The sequence below is a fragment of the Variovorax glacialis genome (assembly GCF_051216375.1).
Classification (GTDB): domain Bacteria; phylum Pseudomonadota; class Gammaproteobacteria; order Burkholderiales; family Burkholderiaceae_C; genus Variovorax.
In genome coordinates this window covers 68,162-81,098 of record NZ_JBPJZT010000018.1, presented here as the reverse complement: position 1 = coordinate 81,098, position 12,937 = coordinate 68,162, and the positions used below count along the sequence as shown (strand labels likewise).

At 65.8% G+C, this 12,937-nt stretch carries 12 protein-coding genes; 6 read left to right on the top strand and 6 right to left on the bottom strand.

What is annotated here, in order from left to right:
• Positions 1 to 58 precede the first annotated feature (58 nt).
• Positions 59 to 1,693 carry a Vgb family protein gene (locus ACSFBL_RS30315; protein ID WP_435519524.1) on the top strand — a complete coding sequence of 545 codons (1,635 nt, stop codon included), beginning with the start codon at positions 59 to 61 and terminating at the stop codon, positions 1,691 to 1,693.
• Positions 1,694 to 1,794: 101 nt separating this feature from the next.
• Positions 1,795 to 2,955, top strand: coding sequence for an acyl-CoA dehydrogenase family protein (locus ACSFBL_RS30310; RefSeq protein WP_435519523.1), 1,161 nt, complete (start codon positions 1,795 to 1,797; stop codon positions 2,953 to 2,955).
• A 6-nt stretch (positions 2,956 to 2,961) separates the two neighbouring features.
• On the opposite strand, the gene ACSFBL_RS30305 is transcribed toward ACSFBL_RS30310, so the two are convergent.
• Positions 2,962 to 4,188: a DEAD/DEAH box helicase gene (locus ACSFBL_RS30305; protein ID WP_435519522.1), complete on the bottom strand. Its 1,227-nt coding sequence runs from the start codon at positions 4,186 to 4,188 to the stop codon at positions 2,962 to 2,964.
• A gap of 72 nt (positions 4,189 to 4,260) precedes the next feature.
• Between ACSFBL_RS30305 and ACSFBL_RS30300 the strand changes: the two genes are divergently transcribed.
• From ACSFBL_RS30300 to ACSFBL_RS30285, 4 genes are all read left to right on the top strand, one after another.
• Positions 4,261 to 4,476 carry a DUF3820 family protein gene (locus ACSFBL_RS30300; RefSeq protein ID WP_435519521.1) on the top strand — a complete coding sequence of 72 codons (216 nt, stop codon included), beginning with the start codon at positions 4,261 to 4,263 and terminating at the stop codon, positions 4,474 to 4,476.
• Positions 4,477 to 4,704: 228 nt separating this feature from the next.
• A complete protein-coding gene (locus ACSFBL_RS30295) occupies positions 4,705 to 5,109 on the top strand; it encodes an RNA recognition motif domain-containing protein (RefSeq protein WP_435519520.1) in 405 nt (134 codons plus the stop codon).
• Between the two features lie 151 nt (positions 5,110 to 5,260).
• The gene (locus ACSFBL_RS30290; protein WP_435519519.1) at positions 5,261 to 5,749 is read left to right on the top strand and encodes a tripartite tricarboxylate transporter TctB family protein; all 489 of its coding nucleotides are present in this window, start codon (positions 5,261 to 5,263) and stop codon (positions 5,747 to 5,749) included.
• A gap of 10 nt (positions 5,750 to 5,759) precedes the next feature.
• Positions 5,760 to 7,271 carry a tripartite tricarboxylate transporter permease gene (locus ACSFBL_RS30285; protein WP_435519518.1) on the top strand — a complete coding sequence of 504 codons (1,512 nt, stop codon included), beginning with the start codon at positions 5,760 to 5,762 and terminating at the stop codon, positions 7,269 to 7,271.
• A 306-nt stretch (positions 7,272 to 7,577) separates the two neighbouring features.
• On the opposite strand, the gene ACSFBL_RS30280 is transcribed toward ACSFBL_RS30285, so the two are convergent.
• From ACSFBL_RS30280 to ACSFBL_RS30260, 5 genes are all read right to left on the bottom strand, one after another.
• On the bottom strand, positions 7,578 to 7,979 hold the full coding sequence (locus ACSFBL_RS30280) for a hypothetical protein (protein ID WP_435519517.1): 402 nt from the start codon (positions 7,977 to 7,979) through the stop codon (positions 7,578 to 7,580).
• Between the two features lie 331 nt (positions 7,980 to 8,310).
• On the bottom strand, positions 8,311 to 8,745 hold the full coding sequence (locus ACSFBL_RS30275) for a YybH family protein (protein ID WP_435519516.1): 435 nt from the start codon (positions 8,743 to 8,745) through the stop codon (positions 8,311 to 8,313).
• The gene (locus ACSFBL_RS30270; protein ID WP_435519515.1) at positions 8,742 to 9,914 is read right to left on the bottom strand and encodes an ABC transporter substrate-binding protein; all 1,173 of its coding nucleotides are present in this window, start codon (positions 9,912 to 9,914) and stop codon (positions 8,742 to 8,744) included. Before ACSFBL_RS30270 ends, ACSFBL_RS30275 begins: the two co-directional genes overlap by 4 nt.
• 39 nt (positions 9,915 to 9,953) lie before the next feature.
• Positions 9,954 to 11,840: an AMP-dependent synthetase/ligase gene (locus ACSFBL_RS30265; RefSeq protein WP_435519514.1), complete on the bottom strand. Its 1,887-nt coding sequence runs from the start codon at positions 11,838 to 11,840 to the stop codon at positions 9,954 to 9,956.
• Positions 11,837 to 12,610: an ABC transporter ATP-binding protein gene (locus ACSFBL_RS30260; RefSeq protein ID WP_435519513.1), complete on the bottom strand. Its 774-nt coding sequence runs from the start codon at positions 12,608 to 12,610 to the stop codon at positions 11,837 to 11,839. Before ACSFBL_RS30260 ends, ACSFBL_RS30265 begins: the two co-directional genes overlap by 4 nt.
• Positions 12,611 to 12,937: the final 327 nt, after the last annotated feature.

The following is a 12,937-nucleotide window of genomic DNA, read 5'->3' as shown; positions in this document are numbered from 1 at the left end:
TGCAAACCGGGGCTCGGCTCCTAGACTGCATCGGCGACTTTCACAACGAGGAGACAACATGAAGCGGATCTTCGGTGGCGCCTTGCTGGCGTCGGCATTCCTGCTGGGCGCCTGCACCACTGCGCCCCCCACGCGACCGGGCGCCTGGGCGCCGCCTGAAGCCATCGTGGCGCCTTCGTCCTTCTCCGGCGTGCACGGGCTTGCGATCGACCGGCAGGGCCGTCTTCTCGCCGGCTCCGTGGTCGGCAACAGCCTGTGGGAGGTCGACCGGCAGACCGGCGCCGCCCGTGTGCTCATCAAGAGCGTGGAAGGCCAGGCCGACGACATCGCGGTCGGCCCCAGGGGCGAGCTGGCGTGGACCAACTACCTGATGGGCATGCTGCGCACGCGCGACAGCGACGGCGCACCCATGCGCGTGCTCGCCAAGGACCTGCCCGGCCTCAACTCGCTCGACTTCGACCGCCGCAACGGCAAGCTCTACGCCTCGCAGGTGTTCCTGGGCGATGCGCTGTGGGAGATCGACGTCGCCGGTCAGAAGCCGCCGCGCCTCATCAAGAAGGACATGGGCGGGTTCAACGGCTTCGAGGTCGGGCCGGACGGCATGCTCTACGGACCGCTGTGGTTCAAGGGCCAGGTGGTGAAGATCGATCCGGCCAACGGCGCGATGACGGTGATTGCCGACGGCTTCAAGATCCCCGCCGCGGCCAACCTGGACGGCAAGGGCAACCTGTGGGTGGTCGACGCACGCAGCGGCGAGCTGGTGCGCGTCGAACTCGCGACGGGGCGCAAGACGGTCGCGAAGCAGCTCAAGCCGTCGCTCGACAACCTCGCGATCGCGCCCGAAGGCACGATCTACGTGTCGAACATGGCCGACAACTCGATCGAGGCCTTCAATCCCGCAACGGGTGAATTGCGTCTGCTCACCGGCGGCAAGCTGGCCGTGCCGGCCGGCCTCAAGATCGACGGCAACGACCTGTGGGTGGCCGACATCTTCGGCTTCCGCCAGGTCGATGCCACGAGCGGCGCGGTGCGCGACGTCTTCCGCATGCAGCGCGATCCGGAGCTCGAATACCCGTTCGCGGTCGGCCTGTCGTCCACGCACTTCGCGCTGACCTCCTGGTTCACGGGCACGGTGCAGCTCGTGGACCGCAAGACGCTCCAGACCACCAGCGTGTTGCACGGCCTGAAAGCGCCGGTCGACGCCATCCCGATGCCTGACGGCAGCGTCATCTACGCCGAGATCGCGACCGGCAGCGTGACGCGCGCGAGCGGGCCGAAGTTCGAGAAGAAGGAAGTCATCGCCAGCGGCCTCGCGGGACCGGTGCAGATGATCATGGGCAAGGACGGCGCGCTCTACGTCACCGAAGCCGCCGGCAAGCTGACCCGCATACCGCTCGATGCCAGCGCCCCGCTGCGCGCGGTCGCGGAAGGCCTGGCCATGCCCGAAGGCGTGGCGCAGACGCCATGGGGCACCTTCATCGTCGCGGAGAGCGCCGCGCGGCGATTGGTGGAGATCGACATCGCGAGCGGCACGCGCCGAACCGTCGCCGAGAACCTGCCGATCGGACTGGAAGGCGGGCCTGGCATGCCGCCCCCTTATGTGCCAACCGGCGTGGCGGTGGGCAGCGATGGCACGATCTACATGACGGCCGATCGCAACAACGCCCTGTATCGGATTCGCCCGCAGCGCTGATCCGCTGGCATGCGCCCGCGTGTAGCCACTTCCCGCAAGCACGGCTCGCAGGCCGAGCCTAGAGTCTGCGAAGCTGACAAAGGACCGACCGGAGACCAGGCATGCAGTACACCCACGAACACCTCGAGATCCAGAAGACGATGCGCCGCTTCATCGACGAGGAGATCAATCCGCACGTCGACGAATGGGAAGCCGCGGAGCGCTTTCCGGCGCACGACGTGTTCAGGCGGATGGGCGCGCTGGGACTCTTGGGGCTCAACAAGCCGGAGGCCTACGGAGGATCCGGCCTCGACTATTCGTACGCGATGGCGCTCGCCGAGGCGCTGGGCCATGTGAGCTGCGGCGGCGTGCCGATGGCGATCGGCGTGCAGACCGACATGTGCACTCCCGCCCTGGCGCGCTTCGGCAGCGATGCGCTGCGGCGCGAATTCCTGGCGCCCGCCATCGCGGGCCAGACAGTGGGCTGCATCGGCGTCAGCGAACCCGGCGCGGGCAGCGACGTCGCCGGCCTCAAGAGCCATGCGCGCAAGGACGGGGACGACTACCTCATCACCGGCCAGAAGATGTGGATCACCAACAGCCTGCAAGCCGACTGGATGTGCATGCTGGTCAACACCGGCGACGGCCCCGTGCATCGCAACAAGTCGCTCGTCATCGTGCCGATGGACAGCCCCGGCATCGAGAAGGCGAAGAAGATCCGCAAGATCGGCATGCATTCGAGCGACACCGGCCTCATCTACTTCGACGACGTCCGCGTGCCGCAGCGCTATCGCATCGGCGAGGAAGGCCAGGGCTTCGTCTACCAGATGCAGCAGTTCCAGGAGGAGCGCCTGTGGTGCGCCGCGAGTTCGCTGGAGCCGCTCGACGATTGCATCGCCGAGACCATCGAATGGGCGCAGCAGCGCAAGCTCTTCGGCGGCACGCTGGCCGACCAGCAGTGGGTGCAGTTCAAGCTCGCCGAGCTCAAGACCGAGGTCGAGGCGCTGCGCGCCCTCACCTACCGGGCGTGCGATCTCCACGTGCAGGGCGAGGACGTGACCGCGCTGGCCTCGATGGCCAAGCTGAAGTGCGGCCGGCTCACCCGCGAGGTGGCCGACACTTGCCTGCAGTTCTGGGGCGGCATGGGCTTCACCTGGGAAAACCGCGTGTCGCGCCTGTACCGGGATGGCCGCCTGGCCTCGATCGGCGGCGGCGCCGACGAGGTGATGCTGGGCATCCTCGCGAAGACGATGGGCATCGCGAAAAAGCCGCCGCGGGAGTGACCGCGTTCAGCGCGCCGCAGCGCGCAGCTTGTCCTTCTTGCTCGGCCGCTTCCCCTTGATGCCGCCGGCGCCGGCGGGCGCCGGCGCTGCCGTTTCCACCGGTTCGAAGCCTGCCACCCGCTCGCGCGGCACGTTGAGGCCCTGGCGCTTTTCGATGAGCCTGAAATGCGCCTCCGTCGCCGCGCTGACGAAACTCACGGCCAATCCGCTCGCGCCCGCGCGGCCCGTTCGGCCGATGCGGTGCACGTAGTCGACGGCCGAACGCGGCAGGTCGTAGTTCACCACCACGGGCAGCTGGGCCACGTCGATGCCGCGCGCGGCCAGATCGGTGGCGATGACGACCTGCACGCGCGAGGACTTGAAGTCGGCGAGCACCTGCGTGCGCTTGCCCTGGCTGAGTTCGCCGTGGAAGGGCTCGGCTTCGATGTCGGCCTTGCGCAGCTTGTCGGCCACGATTTCCGACGCATGCTTGGTGGCGACGAACACCAGCACGCGCTTCCAGCCGCTGTCCTTGACGAGCTGGCGCAGCAACTGCGTGCGTCGCGCGGCGTCGACCTCGATCGCGCGCTGCTGGATCGCGGGCTCCTCGGCCGCTTCGGACTGCACCTCGACGCGCACCGGATCGTGGAGCAGGCCTTCGGCCAGCGACTGGGTGGCCTGCGGGAAGGTGGCCGAGAACAGGAGGTTCTGGCGCTGTTCCGGCAACAGGGACAGGATCCGCCCGAGTTCGTCCGCAAAGCCGAGGTCGAACAGGCGATCGGCCTCGTCGAGCACGAGCGTCGACACGGTCGACAGCCGCAGCGCACGATGGTCGATGAGGTCGAGCAATCGGCCCGGCGTGGCGATCATCACGTCGGCGCCGCCGCGCAGCGCCATCATCTGCGGGTTGATCGACACGCCGCCGAACGCGACGGCGATCTTGGGCGGCGCGGGCAGATGCTGCGCCAGGCTGCGCATCGTCTCGCCCACCTGTGCGGCGAGTTCGCGGGTGGGCACAAGAATCAGCGCCTGGAGGCGCCGCGGCGATTGCCGGGGCTCGCGCCCCAGCCGTTGCAGCAGGGGCAGCGAGAATGCCGCCGTCTTACCGGAGCCGGTCCGGGCGGCGCCCAGCAGATCGCGTCCCCGCAGGATCGCCGGGATGGCTTCGAGCTGGATGGCCGTGGGCGCGACATAGCCCTTGTCAGCGGCGGCGCGCGCGAGGGCAGGATCGAGTCCCAGCGATTGGAATGGCATGGAAAAGGTGGGCCTGATGGAATCGGTGAATGAAAATGGCCGGGGTCGCGGAGATGAGGGAGCATAGCCACCATGAACCCCGAGGACCTCGAAAAACTGGTGACGCGCGAAATGCCCTTCGGCAAATACAAGGGTCGCGTGATCGCCGACCTGCCCGGAAACTACCTGACCTGGTTTGCACGCGAGGGATTTCCCCCGGGAGAAATCGGCCGCCTGCTCGCGCTGATGCACGAAATCGATCACAACGGCCTGAAAGCCCTGCTGAATCCGTTGCGAAAAAGGCCCTGAATGTCTTTAGCGTCGCAAATACGGCGCATTCAGATACAAATGGGTTCAAAAATTAAAAGCATTTCACCCAAAAGTTCCATAGTGACGGAGAATGCCGGGACGTCGCGGTCACATCTGCTGCCCGCGCGTGATCCGGTGATCGGTCAGTTTCGCGCCACAGCGCTTTTAGTTTGTTGTGATTCTGGGACTCCATCGCTTTGTTTGTTAGGTTTGATTAGGAGTCCCACCATGGGCAAGAAACTCTACGTAGGCAACCTCGCCTACTCCATCCGCGACAACGACCTCGAGCAGGCCTTCGGCCAGTACGGCTCGGTCGCCAGCGCCAAGGTCATGATGGAACGCGACAGCGGTCGCTCCAAGGGCTTCGGCTTTGTCGAAATGGGCACCGACGCGGAAGCGCTGGCTGCCATCGAAGGCCTGAACGGCCATGCACTCGACGGCCGCAGCCTGACGGTCAATGAAGCCCGTCCGATGGAGCCCCGTTCGCCCGGCGGCTTCGGCGGCGGCGGTGGCCGCAGCGGCGGCGGCGGTGGTTACGGCGGCGGCGGTGGCGGCGGCTACGGCGGTGGTGGCGGCGGCTACGGCGGTGGCGGCGGCAATCGCAGCGGCGGCGGTGGCCGCGGCGGCTACTAAGCCCTCGTCAGCACAGATGCAAAAAGGCTCCTTCGGGAGCCTTTTTCATTGGGCGAGGAAACCCGGTACGTGGAAGTCCGTACAGTAGAGGTCAGCCAGCAGTCAGGCACGGAAGACGACCCTCGATGGCTCATCAACGAGGGTCGAGACAATGCGTATCAAGAGTCAGGCGGACTTCTTTTCAGGAGTCATGTTCACCACAGTGGGGGCCGCGTTCGCCATCGGCGCCACCACGTACAACATCGGCGACGGCGCCCGCATGGGCCCCGGCTACTTCCCGCTCATGCTCGGCATCCTGCTGGCGATCCTCGGCGCCCTGGTGATGTTCCAGTCGCTCGTGGTCGAGACGGTCGACGGCGACCCAATCGGCAAGTGGGCCTGGAAGCCGCTGTTCTTCGTCATCGCGGCCAACCTCGCCTTCGGCGTGCTGCTCGGCGGACTGCCGAGCATCGGCGTGCCGGCGATGGGCATGATCATCGCGATCTACGCACTCACGATCATCTCCAGCCTCGCGGGCGAGCATTTCAAGCTGCGCGACGTGCTGGTTCTCTCGACCATCCTGGCGGCAGGCAGCTACGTGGCGTTCATCTGGGCGCTCAAGTTGCAGATCCAGGTCTGGCCCACCTTCATTTCGGGCTGAGGAGACCTTCATGGATCTGATTCACAACCTCGCGACCGGCTTCGGCGTCGCGTTCACGCTCACCAACCTGCTGTATTGCCTGATCGGTTGCATCCTGGGCACGCTGATCGGCGTGCTGCCGGGCATCGGCCCCGTCGCGACCATCGCGATGCTGCTGCCCGCCACCTATGCGCTGCCGCCCGTGTCGGCGCTGATCATGCTGGCCGGCATCTACTACGGCGCGCAGTACGGCGGCTCCACCACCGCGATTCTGGTCAACCTCCCTGGCGAATCGTCCTCGGTCGTGACCTGTATCGACGGCTACCAGATGGCGCGACAGGGCCGGGCGGGCCCCGCACTGGCGGCCGCCGGCCTGGGCTCGTTCTTCGCGGGTTGTGTCGGCACGCTGATCCTGGCGGCCTTCGCACCGCCGCTGACCGAACTGGCCTTCAAGTTCGGCCCGGCCGAGTACTTCTCGCTGATGGTGCTCGGCCTGATCGGCGCCGTGGTGCTGGCTTCGGGTTCGCTGCTCAAGGCCGTGGCCATGATCGTGCTGGGCCTGCTGCTCGGCATCGTCGGCACCGACGTGAACTCGGGCGTCGCCCGCTTCAGCTTCGACATCCCTGAACTCACCGACGGCATCGGCTTCGTGGTGATCGCCATGGGCGTGTTCGGCTACGGCGAAATCATCGGCAACCTCTCCCAGCCGGACGAAGAGCGCGAAGTGTTCACCTCCGAGGTCAAGGGCCTGTGGCCGACCAAGGCGGACTTCAAGAACATGGCGCCTGCCGTCCTGCGCGGCACCACGCTGGGCTCGGCCCTCGGCATCCTGCCTGGCGGTGGCGCGCTGCTGGCCTCGTTCGCGGCCTACGCGCTGGAAAAGAAAATCCGCATGCGGCCCGGCGAAGTGCCCTTCGGCAAGGGCAACATCCGCGGCGTGGCATCGCCCGAGTCGGCCAACAACGCCGGTGCGCAGACCTCCTTCATCCCGCTGTTGACGCTGGGCATCCCGCCCAACGCCGTGATGGCGCTGATGGTGGGCGCGATGACCATCCACAACATCCAGCCCGGCCCGCAGGTGATGACCAGCAACCCCGAACTCTTCTGGGGCCTGATCGCCTCGATGTGGATTGGCAACGCGATGCTCATCATCCTGAACCTGCCGCTGATCGGCATGTGGATCAAGCTGCTGACGGTGCCCTACAAGTTCCTGTTCCCGGCGATCGTGCTGTTCTGCGCGATCGGCGTGTACTCGACCAACAACAACACCTTCGACATCTGGATGGTGGCGGCCTTCGGCTTCATCGGCTATCTCTTCATCAAGCTGAGGACCGAACCGGCGCCGCTGCTGCTGGGCTTCATCCTGGGGCCGATGATGGAAGAGAACCTGCGGCGTGCGCTGCTGCTGTCGCGTGGCACATGGAGCGTGTTCGTGACGCGGCCGCTGTCAGCGGGCCTGCTCGTGGCGGCATGCCTGCTGCTCGGCATCGTGCTGCTGCCGTCCATCAAGGCGAAGCGGGAAGAGGCTTTCGTCGAGGAGTGAGGATGGATGCCCTCTCCCGAAAGGAGAGGACGAAAGAAGAAGCCGCCCTCGGGCGGCTTTTTGTTGGGCGCCTGGATCGCGATCCGGGCCAGTGATCAAGGAACAGGAAAGACGCTCTCGCCCAGGATCAGTGCCCCGCCGCGTCGACGCGATGGTCTAAGTGAGCCGCCTGCACGCGGCGCTCGACACCGGCTTTGAGGGCGGCAGCTCGATCGGGTTGACAGACCGGGCAATCCGAAGAAACCGGCGAGCCTTGCGGCTCCCCATTCGAGCCACCAAAAATGTTGGCACGAGCACTGACCGGCCTCAGAGGTCGTCAATGTCCAGCTCGACGCCGCGCGATTTCTCGGCCAAGCGGCTCGCGGCCTCGCGAGACAACTCCTGGTCGGCGAATTCATCCAGCACGAACTCGGTGAGACTCCGCTCGAGTTTCGGACTGATGCGCTGCATCGCCGCGATGGTCGAGTGAGCCGCCCGCAGGCGGCGCTCGACCTCCGACTTGACCAGCGATGCAAGCGCTTTCAATTCGAAGCGACTGACGTGTGCCTCATTGCCCAGCAGGCCGGGAGCGTGAAGCAGCACCTTGTTGACGCATGCGAGGGCGACATGCGCCTCTCGCACGGCGTCGACCTCGGCGGTCGCCTGTTTGGATAGGGCGGCGAGATCCGATTGAGTCGAGTCAGGCGCGGACTCGCCGGCGGATGGCATTGTGGGGTGGCGCGCGGGCGCGCAGGTAGGGTGTGCCAAGAGTGGGCCTCCTAGGATTGCGGTTTGCTACAACCGCCGCGCCCGCTTCCAAACGGGGGCGGCAGCTCGAACGGGTTGGAAGACCGGGCAATCCAAGGAAAACCGGCGAACCTTGCGGCTCCCCGCTCGAGCCGCCAAAAATGGTGGCGCGAACAACTAAGCCGCAGACTCTGTGCGGGACTGCGGCTTGCGTTCTCGGATTACTTCGGGCTTCCAAACCCGATCACGTCTTTTGTTGACATGACGGGGCGGAGTATAGCGACGGGGTGGTTGATCCTTGTCGGCGCGCTTGTCAGAGCTTTCGCCGATCAGGCCCCACTCTCAACACGGCCTCCCCAGTCCGGGGATTCGTCAAGGTGACGTTCTCGAGCGCCTTGATCCGCCAGTCACCGGCCTGTCGCGTCAGCACCGCGAGGATCAGCGTATCGACCACGTGCGGCCCCGCCGGATGCGCCGCACCGGCCGTGAGGCGACTCCAGAAGTGCACCACTGCCGCGTCGTCACTGATCGCGACGACATCGATCAACTCGTTGCCCAACGTGGAGTCGCTGTAGATGGTCGCGTGGATCGGCGCGTGAAGCTCGACGATCGCCTCGACGCCGCGCACGTAGTGGCCGAACCGATTCACGAAGGTCGCATCCTCATGGAACAGCGCCCCGAGCGCCGCCATGTCGTGGCCGTTCCAGGCGGCCTGAAACGCTTGCGGTGCGTCTTCGGGTCGCTTCAAGGCGCCACGTAGTCCGACACGACCTTCCACTTGCCGTCGACGATCTGCGAGAGACGCGACTGCTCGTTGCCCAGCCGCTTGGTCGCGCTGAAGGTCATCTTCGGCGCACCAAACATGTCGGGCTCGAAAGTGCTGGCGTCCATGGCCTTGATGAAGCTGTCCGTGGTCAGCGTCGGCCCCGCCTTGTTCGCCGCCTGGATGAAGCTCTGCACGATCATGTAGCCGTACACCGAGAAAACCGTCGGGTCTTCGTTGAACTTGGTTTTGTACTTGTTGGCCCAGAAGCGCAGCGGCTGCGACTGCTCGTCCGTGTAGGGGTTCTGCACGGTCATGGTGGCGTAGATGCCGTCCATCGGCTTGCCGCCGAGCTTGTGGATCAGGTCCGTGTAGGCGGCGCTCGATCCCAGGAAGGTCGGGTTGAAACCCGTCTTGCGCGCCTCGCCGACGGTGCCGATGGTCTCGCGGATGATGGTGCCGAGCACGACGAGGTCGCAGTTGGCGGCCTTCATCTTCGCGACCTGCGACGAGAAGTCGGTCGCGCCGCGCTTGAACGACGTCTTCTCCGTGAGTTCCATGCCCGCGGCCTTCAGGCCGGCCTCCGCGCCGCGCTGCACTTCGAGGCCGAACTCGTCGTCCTGGTAGATCGTGCAGACCTTCTTGGCGCTCTTCTCCTTGATCATCTTGGGCAGCGCCAGGCGGATCTGGTCGTAGTAGGTCGCGGCGAAGGAGTACTTGAGCTTGTTGAGCGGCTCGTACATCTCGCGCGCTGCGGTGATCGGGAAGAAGTTGACGACGTTCTTCTCGAACTGCACGGGCATCGCCGCCATGTTCTGCGCCGTGCCGATGTGGCCGGCCATGATGAAGATCTTGTCCTGGTTGACCAGCTTCTGCGCCGCCAGCACCGCCTTCTTGGGGTCATAGCCCGAGTCCTCGACGAAGAGCTTGAGCTTGCGGCCATGGACGCTGCCCTGCTCGTTGAGTTCGTCCACCGCGAGCTGCATGCCGTTGCGCGACTGCTTGCCGAAGCCGGCGAGCGGCCCGGAGAGATCCTGGATCGTGCCGATCCGGATCTCGTCCTTGCTCACGCCCTGCTGCTGCGCAGCGGCAAGGCCCGACCCCAACGCCAGGCCGGACGCCGCGACGAGGGGGATGAGTGTCTTGATCTTCATACAGCTGTCTCCTCTGGGTTGACCTAAGAAATCGATCGGCTACGCGTACATGGCCTCGATGCGCTCGGCGTACTTGGCCTGCACCAGCTTGCGCTTGAGCTTCATCGTGGGCGTCAGTTCTTCGTCCTCGGCGCTGAGCTGGGTCTCGAGCAGGAAGAACTTCTTGATCTGCTCGACGCGCGCGAACTTCGCGTTCACGCGGTCGATCTCGGCCTGGATCAGGTCCTGCACCTCCCGCGTGCGGGTGAGGCTCTGGTAGTTGCTGAAGGGCACGTCGTGGTCCTGCGCGAATTTCTCGACGTTCTCCTGGTCGATCATGACGATCACCGTGAGATAGGGCTTGGCATCGCCGACCACCACCGCATCCGTGATGTAGGGACTGAACTTGAGTTCGTTCTCCAGTTCGCTCGGGGTGATGTTCTTGCCGCCTGCCGTGATGATGATGTCCTTCATCCGGTCGGTGATGCGGAAATACCCGTCCTGGTCGACCGTGCCGACATCGCCGGTGTGCAGCCAGCCGTCGGCATCGATGGTCTCGGCGGTCTTCTCGGGCAGGTTGAGATAGCCCATGAAGACGTTGGTGCCGCGCACGAGGATCTCGCCGGTGGCCGGGTCGAGGCGCACTTCGTTGTAGCTCGCGGCCGGCCCGATGGCGCCGGGCTTGATGCGTGTCGCCGGCACGCCGGTGGATGCGCCGCAGGTCTCGGTCATGCCCCAGACTTCGAGCATGGGCACGCCGAGCGCGAGGTACCAGCGCACCAGGTCGGGCGAGATCGGCGCGGCGCCGGTCACGAGGAAGCGGGAGCGATGGATGCCGATCAGCTTGCGCACGTTGTCCAGCGCGAGCCAGCGCGCGAGCCGGAACTTGAACCGCAGCATGCCGCCGACAGGCTGCCCGGCCAGCACACGGTCGGCAATGGTGGTGCCGACGCCGATGCTCCAGCGGTAGGCGGCCTGTTGCAGCGCACTCGCTTCCTTGAGCGCGATCATCACGCCCGAGTAGAACTTCTCCCACACGCGCGGCACGGCGTTGAAGACGGTCGGTGCGATCTCGCGCACGTTCTCGGGCACGGTCTCCGGGTTCTCGACGAAGTTGAGGATCGACCCGGTGTACATCGCGAGGTACTCGCCGCCCATGCGCTCGGCGATGTGGCACAGCGGCAGGAAGCACATGCGTTCGTCGTCCTCGTGCTGCCCGACTAGCGTGTTCAGGCCGCGTGCGGTGTAGACCAGCCCGCGGTGGCTGTGCATCGCGCCCTTGGGCTTGCCGGTGGTGCCGGAGGTGTATACCAGCATGGCCAGGTCTTCCGGGCGGCAGGCGGCGACGCGGCGCTCCAGTTCGTTCGAATGGGTCTGCAGGTAGTCGCGGCCCAACGCACAGAGAGCATCGAGGCTCATGACATCGGTCTCGCGCAGGTCGCGCAGGCCTTCCATGTCGAAGACGATGATCTTGCGCAGCAGCGGCAGGCCGGCGCGCACTTCGAGCGCCTTGTCGAGCTGCTCGTCGTCCTCGACGAAGAGCACGGTGGTGCGCGAGTCGTGGCAGAGGTAGTGCACCTGGGACGCGGCATCGGTCGGATAGATGCCGTTGGACACACCGCCGCAGCTGAGCACCGCCAGGTCGCTCAGCACCCATTCGACGACGGTGTTCGACAGGATGGAGGCGCACTCGCCTGGCGCAAAGCCGATGGCCATCAGGCCGCCGGCGATCTCGCGGACGGCATTGGCGGTCTGTTGCCATGTCCAGCTTCGCCAGATGCCGAGCTTCTTCTGGCGCATCCACACCTTGTCGGCGCGCATGCGGACGGCGTTCCAGAACATGGCGGGAATGGTGTCGCCAGGGACCACGACGTCGAGCCGGGGCTGGAGGTGGTCCAGGTCCCAGAGTCCGGCGGGTGCCCTTGCGTGGATGGCGTTGTTCTTCATCGCCAGGTCTTCTTTTTCTTCCAGCGCCGCTCGCCGCGCACGCCGTCGTCCTTGAGGCCGAGGTAGAACTCCTTGATGTCCTCTTTCTCGCGCAGGCGGTCGCAGGTGTCTTCCATGACGATGCGGCCGTTCTCGAGGACGTAGCCGTAGTCGGAGGCATTGAGCGCCATGTTGGCGTTCTGTTCAACGAGGAGGATGGTGGTGCCGCGCTCGCGGTTGATGCGCACGACGATCTCGAAGATTTCCTTGGTGAGCTTGGGCGACAACCCGAGGCTGGGCTCGTCGAGCAGGATGAGATGCGGCGCGGCCATGATGGCGCGAGAGATGGCGAGCATCTGTTGCTGTCCGCCGGAGAGCAGTCCGGCGTCCTGCGTGGCGCGCTCCTTCAGGATGGGGAAGTAGGTGTAGACGGTCTCGATGTCGCGAGCGACGCCGTCGCGGTCCTTGCGGGTGTAGGCGCCCATCAGCAGGTTGTCGCGGACCGAGAGCAACGGGAACACTTCGCGGCCTTCGGGGACGTGGCTCAGGCCCTGCTGGACGATGAAGGCGGGGTCCTTGGCGGTGATGTTGCGGCCCTGGAATTCGATGCTTCCTTTCCGGGGGTCGATGATTCCGGAGATGGTCTTGAGGATCGTTGTCTTGCCTGCGCCATTGGAGCCCAGGACGGTGGCGATTTCTCCTGCGCGTACCTTGAGGCTGACGCCCCGGATGGCCTTGATGGGGCCGTAGGCGCTTTCTACGTTCAGCAACTGGAGGACTGTGTCGCTCATGCTTGAACGCCTTCCAATGACGGTTGAAGGGGGCGGCGGCGGGCGGTGTGCCCTGTGCCGGCCGACGTCACCGGCCCTTCGGGCTGCCCTGCGCTGCTCACGGTACGCGGGGTCCGCGCAAACTCGCTTCGCTCAGACACGCGCGGCCCTTTTTCCGCGCACCGCTGCGCTGCTCGGCGGTGCCTCAACGGCCGGCTCAGGGCACACCACCCGCCACCGCTGACGCGTTCGGGTTGAGCCCTCCGCTGCAACCGTCGTGGTGACGGCAGGAGTCGGCTCCGTTCAAGAGGCCCGCATCCGTCGCTCAACCACGGAGCCCGGTAGGCG

Bases quoted from the DNA above. Each gene is read 5' to 3' on its own strand.
- ACSFBL_RS30315 (WP_435519524.1), top strand. From the start codon at position 59: ATGAAGCGGATCTTCGGTGGCGCCTTGCTGGCGTCGGCATTCCTGCTG.
- ACSFBL_RS30265 (WP_435519514.1), bottom strand. From the start codon at position 11,840: ATGAAGAACAACGCCATCCACGCAAGGGCACCCGCCGGACTCTGGGAC.
- ACSFBL_RS30305 (WP_435519522.1), bottom strand. From the start codon at position 4,188: ATGCCATTCCAATCGCTGGGACTCGATCCTGCCCTCGCGCGCGCCGCC.
- ACSFBL_RS30310 (WP_435519523.1), top strand. From the start codon at position 1,795: ATGCAGTACACCCACGAACACCTCGAGATCCAGAAGACGATGCGCCGC.
- ACSFBL_RS30285 (WP_435519518.1), top strand. From the start codon at position 5,760: ATGGATCTGATTCACAACCTCGCGACCGGCTTCGGCGTCGCGTTCACG.
- ACSFBL_RS30280 (WP_435519517.1), bottom strand. From the start codon at position 7,979: ATGCCATCCGCCGGCGAGTCCGCGCCTGACTCGACTCAATCGGATCTC.
- ACSFBL_RS30290 (WP_435519519.1), top strand. From the start codon at position 5,261: ATGCGTATCAAGAGTCAGGCGGACTTCTTTTCAGGAGTCATGTTCACC.
- ACSFBL_RS30260 (WP_435519513.1), bottom strand. From the start codon at position 12,610: ATGAGCGACACAGTCCTCCAGTTGCTGAACGTAGAAAGCGCCTACGGC.
- ACSFBL_RS30300 (WP_435519521.1), top strand. From the start codon at position 4,261: ATGAACCCCGAGGACCTCGAAAAACTGGTGACGCGCGAAATGCCCTTC.
- ACSFBL_RS30295 (WP_435519520.1), top strand. From the start codon at position 4,705: ATGGGCAAGAAACTCTACGTAGGCAACCTCGCCTACTCCATCCGCGAC.
- ACSFBL_RS30270 (WP_435519515.1), bottom strand. From the start codon at position 9,914: ATGAAGATCAAGACACTCATCCCCCTCGTCGCGGCGTCCGGCCTGGCG.